The sequence below is a fragment of the Streptomyces sp. WMMB 322 genome (assembly GCF_900090145.1).
In the GTDB taxonomy this organism is placed as follows: Bacteria; Actinomycetota; Actinomycetes; order Streptomycetales; family Streptomycetaceae; genus Streptomyces.
The window spans coordinates 47,445-71,399 of record NZ_FMHI01000002.1 but is presented as its reverse complement, the minus strand read 5'-3'; the positions used below and the strand labels follow the sequence as shown (position 1 = coordinate 71,399).

Here is a 23,955-nt window from a genome sequence, read left to right as displayed (position 1 = left end):
TGAGTCTAACCACCGGTGCGGGCGGCCCGATCCGTACGTACGGCGGCAAAGCGGCCGCAATCAGGGCTCTTTGACCGGAGCTGCACGCGTCGTTCCCCGATCGTTGCACCGGATTCACACGCCGTGCCCGTCGAGGGGGCCGCAGGCATGCGCCGACGGCTCCGCACGTGTGCATCGGCTCCGCACGTGTGCCGGGGTTCCGCGCGTGTGCCTCTCCGCGTCGCCGGCGTCATGTCCTGGTGCTCGTGCTCCCCGGGTCTCCCGCGGGGAGCCGCAGGGGGCGGCCGGTCCGGCGCGCCCCGTGTCAGCGGGGGGCCCGGCTGCCGCTCAGCGCGTCCCTGGCCCGGTCCACGAGCGACTCGAAGGGTGCGGCCGCCCACTGCGCCGCCGCCGCTCCCGCCGTGGCGGGATGCGGGTGCGTGGGCGCGGCCCGCTCCGCCCTCAGCAGCCTCCTGCCCATCCTCTGCCGCTGCTCCTGCGAGCAGCCGTCGCGTACTGCGGGGAACTCCTCCAGCTCCTCACTGTCCGCATGATCGCGGAAGGCCTTCTCGAACTCCGTGAGCTTCGCCTCGAATTGGGAACGTTCCGGGTTCATCTGCTCCAGTCCGGCGAGGATCCGTTCGGCCTCCCTCTCCTCCGCGTTGCGCGCCGCCGCTTCGTCCTCTCCCGCGGTCCTCCGCGCGACGGGCCGCAGGATCATCTCCTCGGCCGCCTCGTGCACTGCCAACAGGGCCCTGAGCTCAGCGAACTTCGCCCGCCTCGCGTCGCCCAGCGTCACGTGCACCTCTGCCAACAACTCCCGGATACGGGCGTGTTGGGTCAGCAGGATGCCGATGATGTCGTCCTGCGGGAGCTTCGCCGCCTCGGCGCGTTCAAGTGCTGCGTTGCTCACGGGGGCCACCCTCCGTCCGCCGCCGGCTTCGCGCCGTCGCTCCGTGGCGTGTGCGAAGGGCCGCGCGGCGGCAATCGTCTCGCTCGCGTTCCGGGTCACCTCGCCGGGCCCGCCGCAAACACCGCCGGGGCCGGGGCCCGGGGCCGGGGGCCACGGCCGCCGGTCCCGCCCGTCGCAGTGCTGCGCCCGCAGGCATCCGGACGCCGCGTACGCGGGCGGATTCCCCCGCAAGGAGCGGCACTTGGACCGGGTTCCGGGAGGGTGTTCGAACCCGCGGCCAGGGACACTCGCGGAGCCATGGCAGGGGAGAAGGATTTCGCGGTCGCGGCCTCCAGCGAGTGGACCGACGACGAGGACGGAGTGCGGCTGCCCGCCGGCGAGGCTCACGCGTGGGTGCCGGGGCAGAACCAGACGGTGTGCGGACTTCCCCTCCGCCGCGCACAGCTGACCCGGTTTCCGCACGTGACGTGGGCGGACGCGCTGCCCGAGTCCGGAGGCGGCGCGGACCGCGTCAAGCGGCTGTGCCCGCGCTGCCGGTCCGCCGCCGCGGGGCGTACCGCGGGCCGCGACTCGTGGCGGCGCGTCAACCCCCGCCCCTGAGGCGGAGCGGATGCGGTCGCGGTCGCAGTGGCTGTGGGGCGCGGTCCGTCGTCCCGTCATCCCGGCCCGTCGCCGCGCCCCGTCGCGGCGGCCCGCGAGGACGGGAAGCGGACTGCGAGGGACGGGGCGGGGTAGTCGGGCCGGGTGCATGACGAGCTGCCCACCTACACCTCGCTGGACCAGCTGGTCCAGCTCGTCGAACGTGGCGATCCGGTCTACGTCCGCTGGTCCCGGGGCCCGTACGCGGACCGTCTGCTCAGCTCCGGGAGCAGGGACGAGCTCACAGGGACGGAGCTTCCCGGGCTGTCCGCGAACCCGTTGTGGCCGGAAGCCTGGTGGGGAGACCGGCCGACGGCGCTGTGGGTGGCGCGGCGGTTGTACGACTACAGCCATCTGCGCCAGGACAAGGGCCCGGGCATCAGCCCATGGGTGCTGCTGGGCGACGAGGCGGGGCGCGGGCCCGACAACGAACCCCTCGTGCGCCGCATCCGCCCCGTCGCATGGATCGCGGGCAGTGTGATCACCGACGCCGAGGCCGAGGTCGCCCGCCAGCAGGGGCGCTGGGGCCCCATGCGGAGGCCCTCCGCCTTCTCCGAGGGAGCATCACCGCCGCGGACGGCGCCGGGGAACACCCTGAGCGGGACAGCGCTGCCCGGTGCTGCGCCCGGAACACCGGAACGAGAGCGCCGGGGGAACGGCCGGGGGAGCGGCCGGGGAACAGCCGAGGGAATGAGGGGTGGACCGGTGGCGGACCGTGAGCGCAGTGAGCTGCCCGGGCCCGACGAGCGGAAGGCCCTCACCGTCCGGCTGGCCCGGCAGGCACGGGAGCTACGGGCCGAGATCGCGGCTTGCGAGGCGTCCGGGGCGCACCTTCACGACGACTGCGAGCTGGACGTCGCGGATGCCGCCGCCGCGAGAGGCTCCGAGGACCGGCTCCATACGCAGGTGGAGCAGGCGCGGCAACAACTCGTGCGCACGGAACGCGCACTCGCGCGCCTCGCGGACGGTTCTTTCGGCGTGTGCGCGCACTGCTCACACCCTGTGGGAAAAGAGCGCCTTGCGGCGATCCCGACGGCGGAACTCTGTGTCGCCTGCAAGTCCCACAGCGAGGAGGGCGGCCGGCCGGAGGGGTGACCACCGGGTTCACCGGGTTCACCGGTTCACGGGGTCCTCCGTCTTCAGCTTCCTCGCCCGTGAGCGGGGGAACCGGGGCGCTCTCCCGGACGGCATGGACGTGCCCCGCGCGGCGTGCTCCGCGGGCGACGGCGTGCGGACCGCAGCGTGGGGCGGGACCGGCGGGGCACGCCGGTGCCGCGCCGCTCAGTGGGCCGGGGCGCCCGCCGTGCTATGTCGGGCCGGACCACTTCCGCACGTGTGCGGCCGCAGCCCGGCGGCGCGCGGCGCGGGTTGCCCCACCCACGGTGGTGCTGGTCTCACCGGGCGCCGTTTCCGCTGCTCAGGGCGCTCCGGGCTGCCAGGGCGCCGGGGGTGAGCTGTTTGGGGCGGGGCGTTCGAGAAACACGGGCGCCGTGTGGCTGCTGAGACCGCCTGGGGTGTACGCCCCGCAGGGCGATTCGGAACTGTTGCTGAAAGCACTCCGGCGTGCTCCCGTCCCGCCCGGGGCGCGGATGCTGGACGTGTGCACGGGCACCGGCGTGGTGGCCTTCGGCGGCGTCCGCCTCGGTGCGTCCGAGGTGCACGCCGTGGACCTTTCGCTCCGCGCGACGCTTACCGCCCGGTGGAACGCCCGGATCCGTCGGCTTCCCCTCACCGTCCACCGCGGTGACTTCCTCGAACGGGCCGAGGGGCGTTTCGACGTGGTGACGGCCAATCCGCCCTACGTGCCCACCGCGTCCACGGCACCCCCCGCCAAAACCAAGGACCGTGCCTGGGACGCCGGTGACGACGGCCGGGACTGCATCGACCGCCTGTGCCGCGCTGCACCCGGTCTGCTGGCCGAGGGCGGTGTGCTGCTGATGGTTCATTCGGACATCTGCGACACCGGACGGACGATCGGACTGCTCCAGGGAGCCGGGCTGAAGGCGTCCGTCGTGTCCCGCAGAGCCCAGCCGTTCGGTCCGGTCCTGCGCCGGCGCGCGCCGTGGCTGGAGTACAGGGGGCTGACGGCTCCCGGTCAGCGAGAAGAGGAACTGGTGGTCATACGTGCCGATCTCGTCTCACCCGGAGCCTGATCCCGTGCATGCACCGGAACCTCGTCCGGGGACCGGTCCGGAACCCCACCCGGAACCCCGTCCCGGGAGCGGGTCCCGTCCCGGGACCAGGCCCCGCCCCGGGCCCGAGTCGCGCCCCGAGGCCTGCCCCGAGCCCGGCCCCGCCCCCGGCAGCAGGCAGAAGCCGCGGCGCGTGGTGATCGACCAGGGCGGCCCGGTCCTGGTCGAGGGGCCGGTCGAGGTGGAGCTCGGCCAGGGCCGTACGGCCGTCTCGGACCGCTTCCTCGTGGCGCTGTGCGCCTGCCGCCGCAGCCGCAACTACCCCTGGTGCGACACCAGTCACCGCCGCCGCCCCCACCAGCGGCAAGGCGCCGCCCGCGACGGCGACGCCGGCGGGGAGCGCGGCCGTTCCACCCCCGGTCGAGCCGCCGCCCCTCCGCAGCCGCCCTCGAGTCCGTCACCCTCCGCGAAGACCCCTCCCGCGCCGGGTGTTCTCGCGCCGGGTGCTCTCACGCCGGGTGTTCTCACGATGGGTGTGGAGGAGGAGTTCCTCCTCGTCGACGAGGTGACCGGCCGCTCGGTGCCCGCCGGCGCCGAAGTCATCGCCGAAGCGGGCAACGGGCCCGCACTGCCGGACGGCACGCGAATCAAGCCCGAACTGCTCGCCGGTCAGGTCGAGTTGACGTCCGGCGTCTGCGAGGGCCTTCCCGCGTTGGCGGAACAGCTGAGCGCGGGCAGACGGCTCCTGGCCGACGCTGCGCGCCGTACCGGGCGAAGGCTCGTCTCCGCGGGGACTCCCGTGCACGTGAGCGACCGGGCGACCCTCACGACCGGAGAGCGCTACGAGCAGATCGGGCATCTGTACGGCGGACTTCTCGCCGACTACGAGGCGTGCGGGTGCCACGTGCACGTGGGCGTTCCCGACGAGGAGACGGCCGTGGCCGTGGTCAACCACCTGCGCCCATGGCTTCCGTCCCTGCTCGCCCTGTCGGCCAACTCCCCCTTCCACGCCGGGCGGGACACCGGCTACGCGAGCTGGCGCATGGTGCTGCAGTCGCGCTTTCCCGGCTCGGGCGTGCCGCCGTACCTCCCGTCCGCGGCTGCCTGCCGCAAGCAGGTCGAGCAGCTCGTCGAGTGTGGCGTGCTCGCCGACGGACGGCAGAGCTTCTGGCTGGCCCGCCCCTCGCCGGTCTTCCCGACGGTGGAGTTCCGCGTCGCGGACGCCGCCGCCACAGTGGACGAGGCCGCGTTGCAGGCCGCGCTCTCACGCGCGCTGGTGCACACCGCGCTGACGGACCTGTCCCGGGGGAGGACGGCGGTGAACGTGCCGGACCAGGTAGCGGCGGCAGCTCTCTGGTCGGCCGCCCGCCACGGACTCGACGGCCCCGGCGTCCATCCGCAGCAGGAACGGAGAATGCCGGCGCTCGCTCTCGTCGAGGAGCTGCTGGGCCACGTGACCCCGGCCCTGGAGGAGAGCGGCGACCTGCCCTGCGTACGGCATCAGTTGCGCCTCCTGGCGAAGGAGGGAACCGGAGCACGGCGGCAGCGGGCCCACGCCGCCACGGCCGAAGGCAAGGACGCCGTCCTCGGACATCTCGCCGCGCAAACCGTACGGCCGCCCGAAACCGTCCGGTCGCACTGCACCCAGACCCCGTCGCCGGACCCTTCCGCGACGACCCGGAGGACCTCATGACCGCCCCCGCCGTCCACGGGCCCGCCCAGCTGCACGGGCCCGCCCGCCTGTACGGCCCCGCAGCCCTGCCCGGTCCGCGGGGCCCGCTCTCCGCGGCCGTACTCGACGCGCTGCTCCGCGCACCCGGCTCCGCGCACCCCGAGGAGTGGCCCCCGGTCGCCGGCGTGGGCCCCTACAGCGAAGATCTGCACCTCGCCCTGCACCTCTGCTACGAGCTGCACTACCGAGGACTGCGCGGCGTCGCGACCGCATGGGAGTGGGATCCCGAACTGCTGCGGCTGCGCGCCCGGTTGGAGCGGGAGTTCATGGACGGGCTGCGCACGGACGCCGCCGGAGGGGACGACGTCACGAGCGAGCTCGACGAGCTGCTGGCCGAACCCGTGGGCGGGGCCGGAACCTCGCGTCGTCTCGCCGAAAGCGGTGAGTGGTGGCAGATGCGGGAGTACTTCGTCCACCGGTCCGTCTACCACCACAAGGAAGCCGACCCCCACGCCCTGGTGATCCCCCGGCTGCACGGACGGGCCAAGGCCTCGCTGGTCGCCGTCGAGTACGACGAGTTCGGCGCCGGGCGTGCGGAGGATGTGCACGCCCAGCTGTTCGTCGATCTCCTCGGGGGCGCGGGTCTCGAGCCGGGTTACCTGCACTACCTCGACGACGTTCCGGCGCCGGCGATCGCGATCGTCAACATGATGTCGATGTTCGGCCTGCACCGCGGGTTGCGGGGGGCTCTCGTCGGTCACTTCGCAGCGGCGGAGACCACCACGGCGCCGAGTTCGCGGCGCATGGTCCAGGCCCTGGAGAGGCTGCGGGCGGACCCGGCGTGCGTCCACTTCTACAGCGAGCACGTCGAGGCCGACGCGGTCCACGAACAGGTGATGCGCCGGGACGTGATCGGCGGTCTCCTCGACGACGAGCCCGAACTCGCTCCGGACGTGGTCCTGGGCATCCAGGCCACCGGCCTCCTGGAGGACCGGCTGGCGCATCACCTCGACACCGCGTGGGACCGGAACACAACCTCGCTGCTGCGGCCCTTGGACGAGTGAACGACACGTCGGAGGCCCTGGTCCGCCGGGGACACATGTGGGCGGGGCCTCCCGGCACGGACCGCCGGAACCGTCCGGGCCATCCCGGGACCCGGACACGGAATCGTCCGGTCCGTCCCCGACCCGGTCCGTCCCCGGCCCGGACCGACCCCGTCCCCGACGCCGGCACCGTCCGGACCGGACCCGGCCCGGAACCGCCCGGAACGTCAGCGTGCGTACCGCTCGCTCCCGGCGGTCTCCACCACACGCGCTCCCGGCCCGACCGTGACATGCGATCCGCGCGGGCAGTGCAGCAGCCGGCCGCCGAATCCCCGCCTGTCGGCCTCCCGGAGGAACGAGGAGAGCGGCGACTTCATCACGGTGTAGTCGTCGTAGTGCACGGGCATGGCCAGAGCGGGGTCCAGCAGGTCGAGCAGCTCGCCGCCCTGCCGTCCGTCCATGGTGACGACGAAGCCGCCGGGCAGCCGCGTACCGCCGAGGTGGACCACGGCGAGGTGGATGTCGGGGTAGCGCTCGCTGATCTCACGCAGTCCGTCGAAGGGGAGGGTGTCCCCCGAGACGTAGACGCGCAGGCCGATCTCCCCGTCGGGGGAGCCGAATTCGAGGATGCTTCCCATGACGGGCGGCAGCAGCCGCCGCAGCGCAGCACTTCCCGCGTGGATGCCGGGCACGGAGGTGATGCGGACCCGTGCCCCGTCCTTGAGCAGGTCGTGGCCCTGCCACAGGTCCAGGCCGACCGCACGGTGGAAGCCGTGCAGCCCCTGGAGGCGTCGGGAGGCGTGGGGAGTGGTGACGACGGGGACGCCGCGGTCCAGGCGCCGCCTCGCCACCCGGTCCCAGTGATCGCCGTGCAGGTGGGAGAGGACCACGGCATCCGGACGGGCCGGGATGCCGCCGGCCGGGGCGACCGGCCCCTTCAGGCGCCGTGAGACCAGCCCGTACCCGAGGTGGGCGAACTGCCCGCGGTGCAGGAAGTTCGGGTCGGTCAGCAGCGTGAAGAGTCCGTAGCGCAGCAGCAGGGTCGCGTTGCCCACGAAGTGGGTCTCCGCCGCGCCGTGCGGCACCGGCACCGTCATGACACCCTCCTTCGTCCGGCCCGCGGACGCCGGCCCCGACCGGTCCGGTGGACTGCCTCCACGACCAGGTGCCGCAGGAGACCCTCCGGGTACCACGGGAGACCGGCATCAGGCGTGCGCGGGGCGCCGGGCCCGCGCACATCGCGGGCCGGATGCCGCGGGCCCGGCCGTCGGCGTTCCCCGTGGGCCGGTCAGCGGTCCTCCCGGCCGAGCGAGGCCGGGCCCGTACCCATCAGGCCCTCCGACGGCGACGAGAGCGCGTCCCTCGCCCGGTCCAGCAGAGAGGCGAACGGGCCGACGGCCCACTGGGCGGCGGGGGAACCGGCCGCGGCCGGGTGCGGATGCGTCGGGGCGGCCTTCTCCGCCGTCAGCAGCCTCCTGCCCATGCTCCGCAACTGCTCGGCCGAACACCCGGCACGCAGGGGCGGGAACTCCTCGTGCTCCTCGCGACCGGCGTGTTCGCCGACGGCCCTCTCCAACTCGCCCAGCTTCGCCTCGAATCGGGGGCCGGCGATGTCCAGCCGCTCCAACTCGGCCAGCGCCCTGTTCGCTTCCGCCTCCTCCTCGTTGCGGGCGTCCGCCTCCTTCTCTCCGGCTTCCTTCTCGGCGACCGGGCGCAGGATCATCTCCTCGGCCGTCTCGTGGACGGCCAGCAGCGCCCGCAACTCGTCGAACTTCGCCCTCTTCGCCTCGCCCTGCGCCCTGTGCACGTCGGTGAACAGGTCCCGGATGCGGGCATGCTGGCTCAGCAGGATTCCGATGACGTCGTCCTCCGGAAGCAGCGCCGCTTCCGCGCGTTCCTGGGCCGCGTTGCTCACGAGTACCCCCTTGGTTCGTCCTGTTGGCCTGTCGGCCTGTCGGCGGCCTGTCGGTCAGTTCCGGGACCGCACAACGCCCCTTCTCGACGGTCCGGTTGAGAACCGGACCTCCGGGTGACTCACCTGCTTCAGCGGAAACCGGTCGCGCGCAGCCGACCGCGATCTGGCCGAAATCCCCGCCCCGCACCGCCGGTTCCGACTCCCCGGAGGCAGCCGCGGCACGGGTCGTCGCCGTGCACTCGTCGAGTGCCCGTCCAGGAGCCGTGCAAGACGAGGCGAGTGCTCAACACCCTTCTGGCCAGGGCAATATGACGCGGCAACACGAATTCGGATCGCTCACGTTTGCCGGTGACGGACCCGGGCAGACGGCGACCAGCAGTGCTTCGGCAAGAAGGCACATCCGCGGGAGCGGGACTCTGTCCCGGCCCCGGACCGTGAAGCGGTCCGGCCCGCTCGTGTCCTTCTCCCGCGGTGTCCGCTCGGACGCAGTACACCGGAGGGAAGAGGACACAAGGACGATGTCACCTGTACAGATGCGCACTCGGCGAGCCCGTCACCCCCACCATGACGCTCCTGACACCACTGCGGACTTCAGCCGCATCGTGGCGCTCCCCGAAGGGCCGGAGAAGGTAAGGCTCAAGCAGCAGGTGGTCGAGGCATGGATGCCGATGGCGGAGCGTCTCGCGCAGCGGTTCCGTAATCGCGGGGAGTCGCTGGAGGACTTGCAGCAGGTCGCCTCGCTGGGGCTGGTGAAGGCCGTCGACCGCTACGACCCCGACCGCGGGTGCGCCTTCGAGAGCTTCGCGATCCCCACCATCGTCGGCGAACTCAAGCGTCACTTCCGTGATCACACGTGGGGGCTGCATGTGCCGCGCCGCGTACAGGAGTTGCGCAACCGCGTGCGTACGAGCCGCCGCGAGTTGAGCCTGGAGGCGGGTGACCGCAGCCCCACCGTCGCGCAGATTGCCGAGCACGCCCGCATGTCCGAGGAGGACGTACTGGTCGGGCTGGAGGCGCTGGAGAGCTACTCCGCCCTTTCCCTGGACGCCGAACTGCCGGGCTCCGACGACGGATACACCCTGGCTGACACCCTCGGCCGCGCCGAGCCGGGCTTCGACCGCGTCGTCTTCCGTGAGGCGGTCAAGCCACGACTGAAGCGGCTGCCCGAACGGGAGCGCCGCATCCTGTACATGCGCTTCTTCTGCGACATGACGCAGACGAAGATCGCCGACCAGCTCGGCGTCTCACAGATGCACGTCTCCCGGCTGCTCAGCCGCACCTGCCGCCGGCTCCGTGAAGAGGTCGACGCCGACCTCGAACCCCGGAGCGAACGGGAACTCGCCGCGGCCTGACTCCCTGCGGAGACCGCAGGGCGGAAGGGTGCCCACCCACCTGGGCGCCCACGCCGAAGGGCCGGACCCCCGCTGGGGGTCCGGCCCTTCTGACCTGCGGTAGCGGTGGGATTTGAACCCACGGAGGGTTGCCCCTCACTCGCTTTCGAGGTCTGTTCGCGCTGGTGAGGGTGTCGTTCGCGGAAGTTCGCGAGCGTCCGGCCAGGTCTTTGCCAGTGCCTGCGGCAACGGATGAACGGCTGCGGATGCTCGTGTACGGGGGTGAATGAGACGGAAACTGAGACGGAGACAGGGCGCAGCACGTCCCGAAAGTGGCGTCCGACGGCGCTGGACGAGAAGGCTGGTGGCCCGCGCTACCGGATGCGCTGCGGGGGAGGACCGACGCCTCGGCTGAGCACGCGGAACTCGCCTTCTGTGCGTAACCGCCGTAACCGGCTGGGGGCAGCGGTCGGCGGTCCAAGAGACCGAGGAAAGCCCAAAGCGAGGGAGCGCTTGGCCGCGGCGCGGGGAGGTGGCCAGCACGCTCCCGATGCTGGGGTCTACGAGCCCTCCAGGGCTGATGACGACAAGTGTTCGGCGCCGACGGCTGGCGGCGCGTCCTGTGTTGCGAGCCCTCCAGGGCTGATGACGACGACGGCGGCCTGCCCGAACAGCGCCTGAACACACAGGTTGCGAGCCCTCCAGGGCTGATGACGACCTGGGCGGCACTCTTGGCCTGGTCCACCACCCCGTGTTGCGAGCCCTCCAGGGCTGATGACGACCGGTGTGCGGCAGCCGCTTGATGTGGCGTTGCAGCCAGTTGCGAGCCCTCCAGGGCTGATGACGACCCGCACCACCCTGCCGGCCGGGCAGTACGACTGCCTGTTGCGAGCCCTCCAGGGCTGATGACGACACGGCAGGCCCGCACGGAGCGTACCGACCCGGACAAGTTGCGAGCCCTCCAGGGCTGATGACGACATGATGATGACCGGCAGTAGGACGCCGACGAGGGGCAGTTGCGAGCCCTCCAGGGCTGATGACGACACGAGATCCACGGCGTGTGAGATGGCCCGTTCCAGGCCGCCGTTGCGAGCCCTCCAGGGCTGATGACGACGTCCGCGTTGCGGAGGCTGGCATTGATGTCCACGTTGCGAGCCCTCCAGGGCTGATGACGACTGCTGTTCGAGCGCATCTGTCTGGGTGCCAAGGAGCGGTTGCGAGCCCTCCAGGGCTGATGACGACCGGTTGGCGCGGCGGACGGCGGCGAGAAACGCTTGTTGCGAGCCCTCCAGGGCTGATGACGACTACCGGCCGCCCCCTGCTGCTGGCTCCGCACCCACGGTTGCGAGCCCTCCAGGGCTGATGACGACCGGTTGGCGCGGCGGACGGCGGCGAGAAACGCTTGTTGCGAGCCCTCCAGGGCTGATGACGACTACCGGCCGCCCCCTGCTGCTGGCTCCGCACCCACGGTTGCGAGCCCTCCAGGGCTGATGACGACCGGAGCCCGCGCCCGTCGGCCCGCCCACCAAGGCGTTGCGAGCCCTCCAGGGCTGATGACGACCATCACGGACCTGTGGTTCGTGACCGGGCAGCTCGTGTTGCGAGCCCTCCAGGGCTGATGACGACGAGGAGGAGCAGCCACCACCCAACCGGGCGAGGCCAGGTTGCGAGCCCTCCAGGGCTGATGACGACCCGACGTAGCCCGCGTCGAGAAAGCCACCCGCAAAGGGGCCGTTGCGAGCCCTCCAGGGCTGATGACGACTCTTCGGAGAGCTTCTCCGACGAGATCAGCCGCAGGTGTTGCGAGCCCTCCAGGGCTGATGACGACGTGCGGTAGTCGTAGGGCCGTGCTGTGACCGGAAGCGCGTTGCGAGCCCTCCAGGGCTGATGACGACCCGAGGGTAAAGCGCCAGGTCACGCTGCCTTTGCAGGAACGCGGACGGTGCGATTCTGCAGCGACTCGTCGGTAGTGTATCTGCCCTGGTCAGAGCGTTGCCCGCGTCCCCTTTTGTCGGAGCAGCCGCATCTGCGGGCGTCCACTCCATTCTGGCGCTGGCTAGCGTGGGTGCTGCGCGTAGGTTGTCCGGGCTGCTGTCACTGCGCGGTAGCCCATCCGTGAGCCAAACGGCCGCCGTCGTTATGAGAGGCACTCACATTGTCCGTTCCTGGCGACGTCGGCGAGATCCCCTGCTGGCGGGGTCCAGTCAAGGAGATGCAGCACGCGTGAAGACGCTACAGCGAGTTGTACTCCGGAGACACAAAACTGACTCTGCCTCATACTCTGTTGAGTGCCGCCGCCACACCGGAGAGGGGCCAGAGCCATGTCGCACCCCGACACCACCCCTGAACCCATCGCATTCGGGGAGCGCTTGCGCATCCTGAGAACGCGTCGCGGCATGACGCGTCCGGTGCTCGCGGGGCTGTTGGGCAAGTCGCCGTCGTGGTTGAAGCAGGTGGAGCGCGGGGACCTTCACATTCCTGCGCTGCCGATGGTGCTGCGCATGGCAGAGGTGCTGCGAGTGCGGGACCTGTCGGACCTCACCGGGGACGCCCGCGTGCCTACGGCCCTGTTCGTCGGTCCGGGTCATCCGCGCCTGTCTGGTGTGCGGGCGGCCGTGGACGCCTTCCCCCTCGCCGGCGACGATCGGCCGGCTCCGGAGGCTGCGCACCTTCAGGCGCGTATCGCCCACGCATGGAGCGCCCGGCATTCTGCCCCGAACCACCGGGACGTCATCGGGACGTTGCTGCCTGATCTGATCCGCGACGGGCAGCTTGCAGTGCGGCAGGCCCGAACGTCTGCGGAGCGGCGCTCCGCTCAGGCTGCGCTCGCCGAGGTGTACTGCCTCGCTCAGTTCTTCCTTGCCTACCAGCCCGATTCGGCGCTGCTGTGGCGGGTGGCGGAGCGCGGCATTGTCGCGGCCCAGGAGTCGGAGGACCCCCACGCGCTGGGCATGGCTGCATGGCTGACGGCCGAGGCGCACCGCGATGCCGGACATTACGACGGCGCGGACGCGGTGACCATGAAGGCCTTGCGGTGGCTTGAGGCCCGACTGCCGGATGCCGACGATGAAGTGCGGGCCATCGCGGGAGCGTTGGAGATGGCGGCCGGCTACACGGCGGCGCGCCGCGGGGACACCGGCAGCGCCTGGGGCTGGTGGGACAAGGCCGACCGAGCCGCCGCGCGCCTTCCCACCGACTACTACCACCCCGTCACCAGCTTCTCCCGGGCGGTGATGGGAGCCCACGCAGTCACGCTCGCCGTGGAGTTGCATGCCGGCAACGAGAGCGTGCGTCAGGCCACACGAGCCGATGCGGGCTCGATCCCTTCCCGACCGCGCCGGGCTCGTCACCGCATCGAAGAGGCCCGCGCCTACCAGCTGGACGGGAAGCCCGAGACGGCTCTGGAGACTCTGGACAAGGCGTACGCCAACGCTCCGGAGACGATCCGGTACAACGGCTACGCGCGCCGCATCATCCTGGAGGAGACGGAAGCGAAGGCGCCTGAACGGCGGCGCCGCGCATCCGAACTCGCCGTAAAGGTCGGCGTGTTGGCGGCCTGATGGCAAGGGGCAGAAATCCTGCCCCTGCTCCACGGTAGGCACTCTTACCGTCAGTGAGTAACTGATCACTCACGCGACCGAGGAGTGTGTCTCCGTGCTCTCCATGCGCAGAATCCCCGTGCTGCGTACCCCCTTACCGGCCAGGCCCAGTCCGGAGCCGAGGGATGCGGGGGTGGACTGGGACGCTGTACGTCTGCCTGCCTATCTCGGTGACCGGGTGCTGGCCAGACTCGGCGACGACTGCGGCGCGGTGATTCGCGACCCGTACGCCCATCTCCTGTACTGGCTGATCAAGCCCGGAACCGCTGACGACTGGTCGTTCTCGGACGAGGCGCAGGTGCGCATCCTCGGCAAGGGCAGCTGCGTCGTGGTTCCACCAGTGGATTGCGACCGCTCGGCCGTCGTGTACTGGGCGCGTCCGATCGTCAACGGCCGGATACTGACCAGTTCCTGGCCGCTGTATGCCGCCGTGCGGACGGTTATCCGCGCGGGGGTGGCGCAGTGACGATCCCCTCAGCGCAGATGCGTCTCACCCTCGCCCAGGCCGGCGACCGTTGGGATGCCGTACGAGTCTCGACGAATGTCGGCACGCAGGTCATGAAGAAGCTCGGCGGTGCCTGCGGCGGGGTGGTGGCCGACGGCCGAAGCATGTGGTTCTTCGTGTACCCCGGAGAGGGGCACGGGCTGGACATGCCCGGCGTCACCTCGTACCTGCGCGGTGACCACGTCCTCATCCCCGCCGACAAGGTGACCACTCCGCCGGGCCCGCACTGGACCCGCACCGCGGCGCAGCGGTGCACGCCGGCGACGCGGTTACTGGACGCACTTCGGCAGGTTCTCCGGTGAGCGGCGACAGGTCACCCGGTCCCTGCGCCGTACACGGCGAGTTGTCCGAGGACGCAGTGCCAGCCGACGACGACCGCTGCGGCGCCGCGGCACGGTTCACGCAGCACGTCAAGGCGCTGGAGGAGCGCGCGGTGGGGGTGCGGACGTCATGAAGCAGATCCTCATGGTGGTCGGCATCTGGATTCTGACCGCCGCAGTCATCATCCCGCTCCTGTACAGCGGGAGGGCCACGCCGTGAGTACCGACGAGACCCCCGTCCCGGGGACGTCCACACCCCCGGGACGGGATGACGCCGCGAAGTCCACCCATCCGCAGTTGATGTCGCCGGCGCTCCTGGCGGTTTGGCCCGGTCAACCCCCGGCTGTGCCTCGCCTCCGGCCATGCCGGCACTCCCGAGGAACGAGTGATGCCTGACCCGCCCCGGTGCCGCTGCGGCGCGAAGACGAAGCAGCTCGGCAACGGCCTCTTCCACTGTCCGCGCTGCAAGAGGGTCACGACCCGGAAGTGACCTCACCCAGTGCTCGCCCCGGGGTCAGACGCGTCCCGGGGCGAGCCGCCTGAGCTGGGCCCCTGCTCGTCTGAGGGCGGCTTGTCGCTGCTGCGCTGAGCCGGCGGTAGCAGGAGATCCCTCTCCGGGTGGCTCTCACCCGTCACGTTGCCCTGCACGCCGAGATCCACCCGTGCAGCGTCGTGGAACTGATTGATCGCTTCGAAGGCCGCCCGATGCTTTGCGCGCCACTCGGCCAGCGTTCCGGACTCCCTGCCCGTTGCCTGCCAATCGACCTTGTTCGCCGCCGCGTTGAGGCGGTGACCCGCTTCCACCACCTCGTCACCGCCGAGCAGCATGACCCGCTCGAAGGCACGGCCGCGCAGCCGGCCCGCCTCGTACATCTCGGCGAGCATCTCCGACTCCTGCTTGTGGCTCTCGCGTATGCCTTCTTTGTCCTCGTAGAGCTGGACGGCGAGGAAGATGCCCGCGCGAACGCGGTCGACGTAGCCCTCGTACGCGTCGAGCTTCTTGTCGTCCCAGCGCGTCAGCAGCTCGTGCCGGTTGCGACTCCGCTCCAGCATGTAGTTCGTCACGTGCGTCATCACGGCGCCCAATAAGACGGCGCTGATCGTCACGAGCTGCTCGCCGGTGTCCAACTCATCCCCCAGGCACGGAACTTGTCGTCCAGATGTCCAGAGGACTGTACGGGGTGAATGCCGCGCCGACCCAGCGGGCCGGAAGAGTGCGGCTCGAACCTGCCGGTACGTTGATGACCTGCGACGAGGTGGGGGAGCTGGATGAACGTGGACGGTCGGCGGCTCTTCCATGTCCTCGGACGGGGCTATGTCCGCCACGCGCCCGGAGTGCTGGGCAAGAGGGCACTCGCGCGGAACTACCTGGTGCCCCAGCTCCGCGAGCATCCCGTACGGCGACCTGCCCGGACACGCTCCGGTGCCCGATTCCTGGTCGACACCGAGGACTTGATCCAGAGGCACCTGTACCTCTTCGGCGTCTGGGAACCGCACCTCACCCACTGGCTCAAGCAGCGGCTGAAGCCGGGGGACGTCTTTGTGGATGTGGGCGCCAACGTCGGCTACTTCAGCGTGCTCGGCTCGTCTCTGGTCGGTCCGGAAGGGACGGTCGTCGCCATCGAGGCCTCGTCGACGTTCCATCGCCAGCTTGTGCAGCAAGCCCAGATGAACCGCTGCCGGAACCTCCGTACGGTCAATGCCGCGGTCTCCGACAAGGACGAGACCGTGACGTTCGTCCAGGCGAGCTCACGCAACACCGGCGCGACCAGCACCGTCCCCTACTCCGGCCCGGCACTGGCCGAATTCGAGGTGGACGCCCACCCGTTGACCATGCTGCTCAGTGAGCAGGAGATTGAACGCGCCCGCGTGATCAAGATCGACGTCGAAGGGGCCGAAGGAGCCGCCGTACGAGGGCTGAAGCCCGCCTTCGCGCGTCTGCGGGAGGACGCGGAGGTGGTGGTCGAGGTGACGCCCGAGCGCATGCGCGCACTGGGGGACTCGGCAGAGGAGCTGCTCACGTCGTTCACCGAGGCCGGCTTTCACGCGTACCGGCTGGTCAACGACTACGACCCGGGGAGCTATCCGTCGGCCATCCGTCGTCCCCTGCCGCCGAGACGTTGGCGCCAGCCCGTCAGCGAGGAGATGGATCTGGTCTTCTCCCGCGTCGACGCCGAATCGCTGGCCTGAACGCCGACGGAGCCCTCACGCATCTCGCGTGAGGGCTCCGCCGCTCCATCCATTCCATTCGCGGTCAGCTCTCCGGGGGCCACAGCCCTAACTTGGCCAGCTCGTCAGGCAGCCAGTCCGGGGCGTAGGAGCGTGTCGCGTACTGCTGCGCGCACGGTGTGGGGCAGGCGTAGAGGCTCCAACCGGGCCCCGAACCACTCTCGATGCACTGGACGAGCACCTTCTCCCCCTGCTTCTCATCGCAGAGGCAGCACGGCTTGCCGAACATCACCGCAGATCACCGCCTTCCGACCCGGGGAGGGCCTTCGAGAAGACGACCTCGATGCGGTCCTGCGGGGCCACGAGTTGCGCACCTTCAACGACCCGGCCGCGATCGTCGACCGAGGTCCGCTCGACCTCCAGCACGGTCGCTCCGGCCGGCAGATTCAGATGGTCCGCCTCATCCTGCGTCGGCGGTCGCGTGGTGACCCGCTCGGTGATGTGCGCCAGGCGGACGCCGGCGGCCTGTAAGCCGTGGGGGATCTCGGCGCCCCAAGGCAGCCTCGCCGTAGGGGTGTCGAGAAGTTCCGCCAGGTCGAGAGGGACGTGAATGCGCGCCAGGCTGTACGGACGCTTGTCTCTCCGGCTGAAGTACAGGTACTCCGCGAGTTCGGTCCCCCGCTCCACCTGCATCAGGGCCGTCAGCGGCGCCTCGGCGAGAACCGAGCCCGGCCTGACGTACGTCTCGATCTCGACGTTCTCCGCTTGCGGCTGCGGGAGACCATCGCTGCATGCGCTGACGTACGCCACTCGCTGCGGCGGCCGGCGGACGAAGGTGCCTCGGCCGTGGAACTTCTCCACGAGCCCTTCGGCCTGGAGGACGTCGAGGGCGTGACGGACGGTCAGTCTGCTCACTGCGTACTCGTCGACGAGCTCCGGCTCCGTCGGCAGTCTGTCCCCGGCGCTCAGTGTTCCGTCGGCGATCTGCCCGCGGATCGAATCGGCGACTTGCTGGTAGCGCGCCACACACATCACCGGCCCTTCGTGCCGCGGGCCGGTGCGTGAGGAACGCACCGTGGCTGCTCGCTGGTGTAGTGGCTACGGTTCATCATGTCGCTCAGCTCCCTAAAGCTGACGGCCACGCCCCCGGGCAGCCGGCGCTGTCGCGGGGGTCTCTTTGAATACGACGGCCCACACGGTCTTGTTGCCGCTGTCGTCCTCGTCCTGGCCGAGACGGTCGACCGATGTGAGCGCGCGTAACGCCGCCATCCAGGACTCTTCGGAGGTCCCGTCAGGCGCCTTGGCTTCCACGCGGATGTGGTCCTCGTGGTCCTGCACCGTCGGGCTGAAGCCGGCAGCGGTCAGGCACTCCGCCATCTCGCGGGCGCGGGACGCAGGTGTCGACATTGCGGTGGCCCCCGACCCTACGAATACAGATAGTCAAGGTGGCTAGTCAGCTTAGCATGGTCGGTTAGATTTTCCATATGCCTGAGCAGCCGCCGTACCTGCGCATCGCCGACTTGCTCCGGGCGCGTATCGCCAGTGGTGAGTGGGAAGTTGGGGAGAAGCTGCCGTCACGTGCCCGCCTCGCTGAGGAGTACGGGGTCGGACCGGCGATCGTCAGGCGCGCGAACAACGTGCTGATCGCTGAAGGTCATCTCGAAGGGCGCACCGGCTCGGGCACGTACGTCGCCCAACCTCGGGCACGCATCCGCATGATGCGCTCGCCGATTCGGGAGCAGCAGGGAGGCTCCCCGTTTCGCGCGAACATGGCAGCACTCGGCAAGCAGGGCACCTGGGAGAGCCACACCGAGGCGAAGGCCCCTGTGCCGACGGACATCGCCGCGCGCCTCGACATCGACGAGGGAGCGCTCGGCGTCCACACTCGGTACGAGTTCATGGCCGACGGCAAACCCGTGCAGCTGTCTACCAGTTGGGAACCGTACGACCTCACTAGCCGGACGATCGTGCTGCTACCCGAGGGCGGGCCACACGCCGGCCGCGGCGTGGTCGAGCGCATGGCCGAGATCGGCGTCACCGTCACCCACGCCGTAGAGCGACCGGAGCCGCGCCTCGCGACGGCCGAGGAGCTCGCCCTGCTCAGCCTGCCGCGCGGCGCGCTGGTGACGCAGATCCAGCGGACGTACTACAGCGACGAGGGACGGCCGGTGGAGACGGCGGACATCGTGGTGCCGGCGGCGTTGTGCGAGCTCGTGTACGAGATCCCGGTGAGTCGGACCGACTGCGCAACGCCCATTTGAGATGAGCACCCTGCCCCGAACACGCGGGTGTCGGGGACCAGGGTCCTGCATGCACTAACAACGTGTTGAAGAGGGCTGGATCGACTTAACCCGGGGCCGGCTGGCAGCAGGGGGGATGGCGAGACACTCCTCGCACGGAGGCCCCCGAAAGGCTGGAGTTGGGTGGCGCAATACCTTGGGAGGCGCAACTCTGCCCGCATTACGGGACTGGCTGCGCGTACGGCCGACGTCACGCCCTGGCGCGCAGTCGGAGGGCTAGGACTCTGGCCCCCGTGCGCAGAAGGGGCCGCACCGTGCGCGCGCTTCCCGTTCTGTCTCCCGAATAGAGAGACAGAACGGTCACGCAAATGCGTTATCGCCTGCCGCAGTTGAGCAACTTAAGCGTAACACACATTCCCACGATGAAAACGACTGCATCGATTCCAGTCATCTCTTCCCCACCTCCGCTCTCGGTCTCGTTCCGATCCGTTGCTGAATTCACTATGAGTTGGATAGATCGAGAAGTGCAAGTGACACCTTTCCGGCACATTTCCGCAGGTCAGAGGTAACGCAGGAAACTTGAAAGACCTGCTAGCTGGAGGTTTCCGAGAGGCGCCTCTCCGAGGGTTTCCAATCTTTCTCGCAAATTGGAAACACTTGAGGTCGCGAAACAGCGGAAAGAAACAAGCAGCAACGCTGGAAACCTGGAAACTACGTCTACCCTTTCCTGCAAAGATGCACCTCAGAGGCGTAGCCTCCACGGCCTTCTGGGCGGCTTCATCGACATCCGGGACTCGTCTCCCTCCTTGAGAAGCCCCATAGCGCGTCTCCGATCTGCGTGCAGGGCATTCGCGAGAGTGGCTGTCGTGCCGCGCACGCACCGATTGTGCATTTTTCGACAAGGGCGAGAGTCACAACGTCGTCGACGACGTTGAGGACCAACAGTGTGATGACTGCGTGGATAAGCGCAGGGTCCGTGGCCGCGAGTACGCCCGCGACGGACGCCGACTACTGGGCCACAGCCCTACGAGACACGATTTCGACCGTCTTGCTACCTGGTGTTTCTCCGTTGTCCTGATGACGTGATGGGCGTCCTCGTCAGTGACGTCGATTACACGTCGGTGTCCGCTTGCACAAATGGCTCCGCTTCAGGCGCCGAGGGGCCCTGAAGTGCCGTTCACGGGTCCACAGGAAACGCTTGCCGTCGCTCATGATGCACCAGTCTCCGCAGCGTGAAATCGACGGGTTTGCAGATTCTGGAGTGAGTTGAGGAGAGAACCCGAAGCCCTTCGTCGTCCTGGTGGACGGATGTGCCTCGTTCGGTTGAGCGTCAGACGAGGTAGACGGCTCGATACGACGTCCTGGTCTGCAAGTCGAGGACGGTTGTGCGCTCCACCTTCTCGGCGTCGACCAGATCGACCCGGACCCGTGACCCGTGGCTCCGCAGTGCGTCGTTGAGCAGCCGGAGGTCAGGGTCCAGCTTCATACGAATCTTGAGGTCTTGTTCCGGGCTCATCAGAGGAGGTCGGTCTTCATTGATCAGCCGAACAACGGACTGGACGCCGTGCTCGCCGTAGGCGGCCTCTTTGAGCTCGACGAGTCCTCTTCCGGCCAACCCGTTGATGGCCCGTCTTGTACTCGAGCGGTCCGATCGCTCAACCCTCTGGCCCTCTTTCGGTGAGACGAGCCCGCTGCGAAGTACCCACGCTCCGGGAAACTCTCGCTCAACGTTCCTCAGCGCGTCCAAGATACGCCGCTGCACAACCCCAGGCCCTCGACTCACACCCCTAAGTGTTGCATCAATTGAACATCGTGCCCCGGATACCACGCTTACCTGTAGACCTGGATGCTCCTCGGCATGATGTTCTCCATGGCGGCGGAGGCCGCTTCCCTAGAAGTGACCGCCGCCTCAGGCGAGTTCGTGTACAGCCAGGTCACGCTCACGGTCCTTCTCATTGTGTTTGCGGCCTTCGCTGCCTTCGCGTTGGTGCTCGTGTCCCGGGGAGCTAGGCAGGGCGGTGCGAGTGCTGCGGGCTCCACCCCCGAAAATTCGACGCACGGGTGGACGGTCGCAGGGGTCATCGTGTCCGTGATCGCTCTTGTGATCACTGCGATCCAGCTGCTGCACGGATGGTGAGATCTCCGTGGACGCTGCTCAAGAGGGCGCCGACAGGGGTCACGGCGAGTATCGCCACTTCAGCTCGACCAGCTCCCGCGCCCGCGCCTCGATCACCGCCATCCGCGCCTCGCGCTCGTCCTTGTGTGCATGCGCTGCCTGGTTCGTCGCCTGGCCAGGCCACTTGCGATACATCAGCCCGACCTCGCGGGTGAAGTAGCCGCGGCTGACCGCGTTCAGGGCGAGCAGGAGCCCGGTGTCTTCGGATGCCGGCAACGCCATCCAGCCGCCCAGCGCCAGCAGGAGGTCTCGGCGCACGCAGAGGGTCGCGGGGTGGACCTGGGCGCGGTAGTCGTGGGCCTTCCAGTGCTCGTGGACGGAACCGCGCTCGATGGGGCCCTCGTCGGGGTCGCCGTCGAAGCCGACCGTGGAGCCGTCCGGCATGGCGTCGAGTACGCGTGAGGTCGTCCAGGCGATGTCCGGTTCGCGCTCAAAGACGGCGATGTCACGGGCGAGAGCGCCCGGGGTGAGCATGTCGTCGGCGTCGAGGACCTTGACCAACTCGCCCCGTGCGCGGGCGAGTCCCATGGTCCGGGCGACGCCAGGGCCCCCACGCCGCCCCTGCGCGAAGCTCACCCGCGGGTCGTCGGGGACGAGTTCGGCGACCGCGTCCGTCTCGCCATCCTCCTGGATGACCCACTGCCATTCCCACCCGTGCGGCAGCTCCTGCTCCTGGAGCGACCGGTATGCGTCCGGCAGGTGGTGGGCGCCGGGTGCGTGGACTGCCGTGAGCACAACGATGCGCTGCTGCAAGGTGGTTACCACCGATCCAGTGGGGTCACGAAGGTCATTTCGGTGCGGTCTCCGGGGAGGATGACGTCCGACATCTCCACGAGGCGGTCTCGGGTGTCGTACGAGGACTTGCGGAGGACGATCACAGCGGTGCCGGGCGGCAGTTCAAGCTCCTCGGCCTCTTCGGCGGAGGGCGGGCGTGCGGTGACTCGTTCCTCTATGCGGTCGAGCTCGATGCCGACCGTGTAGAGCTGGTTCTGAGTGCCGCCGGGCCACGGCTCGTTCGTCTCGTCGAGCAGGTCGGGGTTCTTCGCGACCATGTCGCGGACGAGGTATGAGGTCACCAGCGTGAAGGGCGCAGGCTCGGCGCTGTAGCGCGTCCGGTACGTGCGCTCCAGCATTGCCGTGCCCTCGGGTACGCCGAACGACGTCGCGAGGTCTTCGTTCGCGGTGATCTCCGCGTAGTGCGCGTGGAAGACCAGGTCGTCGACGGTCAGCCCGGTGTCGTGCTCCGTCGACCCCGTTTGCAGCCGCTGCTTTTCCGGCTCGCGAGCACGGTCCTTCTCCCACTGGTGACGCTCGTTGCTGCGTGATACCAGCTTGCGCGGCGTACGTACGAAGGTGCCTCGGCCGTGCTTCTTCTCGACGAGCCCTTCGGCCTCCAGCTGCGCGAGCGCCTGGCGCACCGTCGGCAGCCCCTTGTTGTAGCGCTCCGCGAGCTTGGCCTCGGTGGGCAGCTTGTCGCCCGGCTTGAGCTCACCTGCGCGGATGGGACGCCGGAAGTCATCCGCGATCCGCTCGTACGCCTTCGCCATGGCCGGTCACCGCTCTCTCTGGGGAAGCTAGTCAAACCTTACGTGTCATCAAGAGGACTTGACGAGTGGGGAGAGGGACGTCATAGTCGAAGCAAGTTATCAAGAAGACTTGAGGACAAGACATCTTGATGGCGACTTGACCGCATCATGCCCACCTCCGGGATGGGCCCGCGGCCGGGAAGCGCCCGGGGGGCCTGGTGACAGAGGCCCGAAGGAAGCGCCTGTGGCTTGAGAACTCAACAGAGTGCACCTGGACGAATGAGTGCTTTTGATCTCCGGCATCGCCTTCGTGAAGGCATGTCGGAGGTCATGACCACTCGTTCGCCGACGAGGTGAGTGGTCCCTGCGAAAGCCACGCGCGACGGCACAGCCGTGCTGATCGCGCCCAGGGGAGCGGCCAACGGATCAGGAAGCCCGCTGCCCCGAGCCCCATCCCACCGACACGACGAGGAGAGAGCATGCGTGCCTACGCAGGCGATCAGGAGGCCTGGCAGGCCTCCGAGTTCGAGGAACTGGCCCTGAGTTTCGAGGAACCCGCCGAGTCCTTTCGGGACTTGTTCCTTGGCTTCCCCGGTGAGCCGCACGAGGTTCGGGAGGCCCGACTGGCTGCAGCTCGTGACGTGCTCGCGGAGCTCGACGAGCTGGGGCAGCACGACGAGATCGCCCGGGTGAACGCCGAGTATGCCGCGGCGCTCCGCGACGTCGCGCCGTTGTGGGGCCGCCGGTCGAAGCGGGCGTGGATGCCGTGGACCAAGGGAGCGGCGTGACCGCCCCTGAGCCTCCGCCCTTCGGCAAGGCGGAGAAGGCACTGCTCGTCGCGGTGGTGCCGGCGGGCGTCGGAGTCGGCGGCCTCGGGCTGGCGACGTCGTTCGGTTCCGTCGCTCGCGCCGCCGAACGCTGGGGCTTCGTCCACCCGTGGATGCTGCCGGTCGGGATCGACGCGGCGATCCCCGTCTTCACCGCGGCGAATCTGCTGCTCATCAGGCTGGACATGCGTCTGTCGTGGGTGCGTTGGGTGCCGTGGGCGCTCACGTTCGTCACGTGCTGGCTCAACGTCGCGGCCGGTGACAGCCTCTCCGCGAAGGTCGCGCACGGCACGATGCCGCTGCTCTGGGTCGGCCTGTCCGAAGTCGTCGCGCATGTCTACGCCGTACGTATCGGAGCCGCCACCGGCGCCCGGATGGAACGCATTCGGCGCTCCCGGTGGCTGCTCGCTCCCCGCTCGACGTTCTCCCTGTGGCGCCGCATGACGCTGTGGGAGATCACCAGTTACCGCGAGGCGCTGGAGCGGGAGAAGGACCGGCAGCTCGCTCGCGCCGGGCTTCGCGAACGGTACGGGCGGCGCTGGCGCCGTGAAGCGCCGTTGCGGGAGCGCGTACTGCTCAAGCTCGGGGACGTCGCTCCGGACGGGGCGCTTGCCGAGCAGGACGACGACGCGAAGGGCGAAGGCGGCGAGGAGGAGTCGGGCGCGGGACCGAAGGCGGGCCGTCCGCCTCGCCGACGGTCTGCTCGGCGCAAGTCGTCGGGCAGCAAGGCGTGGCCTTCCTTCGAGCAGCACTTGGTCAAGGCCCGTGAGGCGACAGCCGATTGGCCCGACTCAGCACTCACCGCGGAGCGCATCCGTGACGCCGTCGGCTGTGGACAGTCCCGCTCCCGCGAGCTCCGAGAGGAGCTGAAGGCGGAGCGCCGACAGCGCACGGACGAAGAGGAACAGCTCCCGGAGCTGGAGCCGACAGCGGCGAGCTGATTCATGGAGCTCGGTCGGCCGACCGGGT

General features: G+C 69.5%; 23 protein-coding genes and 1 CRISPR repeat array. Of the genes, 13 read left to right on the top strand and 10 right to left on the bottom strand.

What is annotated here, in order from left to right:
* Positions 1-304: 304 nt before the first annotated feature.
* Positions 305-892 carry a hemerythrin domain-containing protein gene (locus tag H180DRAFT_RS03855; protein ID WP_055484562.1) on the bottom strand — a complete coding sequence of 196 codons (588 nt, stop codon included), beginning with the start codon at positions 890-892 and terminating at the stop codon, positions 305-307.
* 297 nt (positions 893-1,189) lie between these two features.
* On the opposite strand from H180DRAFT_RS03855, the gene H180DRAFT_RS03850 reads away from it, so the two are divergent.
* From H180DRAFT_RS03850 to H180DRAFT_RS03830, 5 genes are all read left to right on the top strand, one after another.
* Positions 1,190-1,492, top strand: coding sequence for a hypothetical protein (locus H180DRAFT_RS03850; protein ID WP_055484890.1), 303 nt, complete (start codon positions 1,190-1,192; stop codon positions 1,490-1,492).
* A 144-nt stretch (positions 1,493-1,636) separates the two neighbouring features.
* Positions 1,637-2,626: a DUF6098 family protein gene (locus tag H180DRAFT_RS30920; RefSeq protein ID WP_074466619.1), complete on the top strand. Its 990-nt coding sequence runs from the start codon at positions 1,637-1,639 to the stop codon at positions 2,624-2,626.
* A gap of 395 nt (positions 2,627-3,021) precedes the next feature.
* Complete coding sequence (locus tag H180DRAFT_RS03840) at positions 3,022-3,684, top strand: HemK2/MTQ2 family protein methyltransferase (RefSeq protein ID WP_055484561.1); 663 nt, start codon at positions 3,022-3,024, stop codon at positions 3,682-3,684.
* Between the two features lie 172 nt (positions 3,685-3,856).
* Positions 3,857-5,356, top strand: a complete 1,500-nt coding sequence (locus H180DRAFT_RS03835; RefSeq protein ID WP_074466618.1) for a glutamate--cysteine ligase — start codon at positions 3,857-3,859, stop codon at positions 5,354-5,356.
* Positions 5,353-6,399 (top strand): iron-containing redox enzyme family protein, encoded by a 1,047-nt coding sequence (locus H180DRAFT_RS03830; protein WP_079099821.1) that lies wholly within the window; start codon positions 5,353-5,355, stop codon positions 6,397-6,399. The genes H180DRAFT_RS03835 and H180DRAFT_RS03830 overlap by 4 nt, the downstream gene beginning before the upstream one ends.
* A gap of 206 nt (positions 6,400-6,605) precedes the next feature.
* Here the strand turns inward: H180DRAFT_RS03830 and H180DRAFT_RS03825 are convergent, their stop codons facing one another.
* Together H180DRAFT_RS03825 and H180DRAFT_RS03820 are read right to left on the bottom strand one after the other, a co-directional pair.
* Positions 6,606-7,475: an MBL fold metallo-hydrolase gene (locus tag H180DRAFT_RS03825; protein WP_055484560.1), complete on the bottom strand. Its 870-nt coding sequence runs from the start codon at positions 7,473-7,475 to the stop codon at positions 6,606-6,608.
* A 191-nt stretch (positions 7,476-7,666) separates the two neighbouring features.
* On the bottom strand, positions 7,667-8,293 hold the full coding sequence (locus H180DRAFT_RS03820) for a hemerythrin domain-containing protein (RefSeq protein WP_055484559.1): 627 nt from the start codon (positions 8,291-8,293) through the stop codon (positions 7,667-7,669).
* 533 nt (positions 8,294-8,826) lie between these two features.
* Here H180DRAFT_RS03820 and H180DRAFT_RS03815 point away from each other — a divergent pair.
* The 4 genes from H180DRAFT_RS03815 (at position 8,827) to H180DRAFT_RS03800 (ending at position 14,030) form a co-directional block, all read left to right on the top strand.
* On the top strand, positions 8,827-9,645 hold the full coding sequence (locus tag H180DRAFT_RS03815; protein ID WP_055484558.1) for a SigB/SigF/SigG family RNA polymerase sigma factor: 819 nt from the start codon (positions 8,827-8,829) through the stop codon (positions 9,643-9,645).
* A gap of 538 nt (positions 9,646-10,183) precedes the next feature.
* A CRISPR array of direct repeats spans positions 10,184-11,519; the repeat unit is 29 nt; unit sequence GTTGCGAGCCCTCCAGGGCTGATGACGAC.
* 426 nt (positions 11,520-11,945) lie between these two features.
* On the top strand, positions 11,946-13,184 hold the full coding sequence (locus H180DRAFT_RS03810; RefSeq protein WP_055484557.1) for a helix-turn-helix domain-containing protein: 1,239 nt from the start codon (positions 11,946-11,948) through the stop codon (positions 13,182-13,184).
* Positions 13,185-13,356: 172 nt separating this feature from the next.
* Positions 13,357-13,689 carry a hypothetical protein gene (locus tag H180DRAFT_RS03805; RefSeq protein WP_055484556.1) on the top strand — a complete coding sequence of 111 codons (333 nt, stop codon included), beginning with the start codon at positions 13,357-13,359 and terminating at the stop codon, positions 13,687-13,689.
* A complete protein-coding gene (locus H180DRAFT_RS03800; protein ID WP_055484555.1) occupies positions 13,686-14,030 on the top strand; it encodes a hypothetical protein in 345 nt (114 codons plus the stop codon). The genes H180DRAFT_RS03805 and H180DRAFT_RS03800 overlap by 4 nt, the downstream gene beginning before the upstream one ends.
* Before the next feature lie 510 nt (positions 14,031-14,540).
* Here H180DRAFT_RS03800 and H180DRAFT_RS03795 read toward each other — a convergent pair.
* A complete protein-coding gene (locus H180DRAFT_RS03795; protein WP_139151354.1) occupies positions 14,541-15,155 on the bottom strand; it encodes a hypothetical protein in 615 nt (204 codons plus the stop codon).
* A 162-nt stretch (positions 15,156-15,317) separates the two neighbouring features.
* Between H180DRAFT_RS03795 and H180DRAFT_RS03790 the strand changes: the two genes are divergently transcribed.
* The gene (locus H180DRAFT_RS03790; protein ID WP_055484553.1) at positions 15,318-16,238 is read left to right on the top strand and encodes an FkbM family methyltransferase; all 921 of its coding nucleotides are present in this window, start codon (positions 15,318-15,320) and stop codon (positions 16,236-16,238) included.
* A 64-nt stretch (positions 16,239-16,302) separates the two neighbouring features.
* Here H180DRAFT_RS03790 and H180DRAFT_RS03785 read toward each other — a convergent pair whose 3' ends face one another.
* From H180DRAFT_RS03785 to H180DRAFT_RS03775, 3 genes are read right to left on the bottom strand one after another with little or no spacing between them, the layout of a single operon-like run.
* On the bottom strand, positions 16,303-16,506 hold the full coding sequence (locus H180DRAFT_RS03785; RefSeq protein ID WP_139151353.1) for a hypothetical protein: 204 nt from the start codon (positions 16,504-16,506) through the stop codon (positions 16,303-16,305).
* A complete protein-coding gene (locus H180DRAFT_RS03780) occupies positions 16,506-17,291 on the bottom strand; it encodes a GntR family transcriptional regulator (RefSeq protein ID WP_055484551.1) in 786 nt (261 codons plus the stop codon). Before H180DRAFT_RS03780 ends, H180DRAFT_RS03785 begins: the two co-directional genes overlap by 1 nt.
* A gap of 51 nt (positions 17,292-17,342) precedes the next feature.
* Positions 17,343-17,624, bottom strand: a complete 282-nt coding sequence (locus tag H180DRAFT_RS03775) for a hypothetical protein (protein ID WP_055484550.1) — start codon at positions 17,622-17,624, stop codon at positions 17,343-17,345.
* A gap of 77 nt (positions 17,625-17,701) precedes the next feature.
* Here H180DRAFT_RS03775 and H180DRAFT_RS03770 point away from each other — a divergent pair, with 77 nt between their 5' ends.
* The gene (locus H180DRAFT_RS03770) at positions 17,702-18,478 is read left to right on the top strand and encodes a GntR family transcriptional regulator (RefSeq protein ID WP_055484549.1); all 777 of its coding nucleotides are present in this window, start codon (positions 17,702-17,704) and stop codon (positions 18,476-18,478) included.
* Between the two features lie 1,309 nt (positions 18,479-19,787).
* Here H180DRAFT_RS03770 and H180DRAFT_RS29680 read toward each other — a convergent pair.
* The 3 genes from H180DRAFT_RS29680 to H180DRAFT_RS03755 form a co-directional block, all read right to left on the bottom strand.
* Positions 19,788-19,943: a hypothetical protein gene (locus H180DRAFT_RS29680; RefSeq protein ID WP_159033555.1), complete on the bottom strand. Its 156-nt coding sequence runs from the start codon at positions 19,941-19,943 to the stop codon at positions 19,788-19,790.
* A 690-nt stretch (positions 19,944-20,633) separates the two neighbouring features.
* A complete protein-coding gene (locus tag H180DRAFT_RS03760; protein ID WP_254665861.1) occupies positions 20,634-21,398 on the bottom strand; it encodes a glycosyltransferase family 2 protein in 765 nt (254 codons plus the stop codon).
* Positions 21,392-22,180, bottom strand: coding sequence for a GntR family transcriptional regulator (locus tag H180DRAFT_RS03755; protein ID WP_055484546.1), 789 nt, complete (start codon positions 22,178-22,180; stop codon positions 21,392-21,394). The genes H180DRAFT_RS03760 and H180DRAFT_RS03755 overlap by 7 nt, the downstream gene beginning before the upstream one ends.
* 458 nt (positions 22,181-22,638) lie before the next feature.
* On the opposite strand from H180DRAFT_RS03755, the gene H180DRAFT_RS03750 reads away from it, so the two are divergent.
* Both H180DRAFT_RS03750 and H180DRAFT_RS03745 read left to right on the top strand, forming a co-directional pair.
* Positions 22,639-22,947, top strand: coding sequence for a hypothetical protein (locus tag H180DRAFT_RS03750; RefSeq protein WP_055484545.1), 309 nt, complete (start codon positions 22,639-22,641; stop codon positions 22,945-22,947).
* A complete protein-coding gene (locus H180DRAFT_RS03745; RefSeq protein ID WP_055484544.1) occupies positions 22,944-23,927 on the top strand; it encodes a DUF2637 domain-containing protein in 984 nt (327 codons plus the stop codon). The genes H180DRAFT_RS03750 and H180DRAFT_RS03745 overlap by 4 nt, the downstream gene beginning before the upstream one ends.
* Positions 23,928-23,955 lie beyond the last annotated feature (28 nt).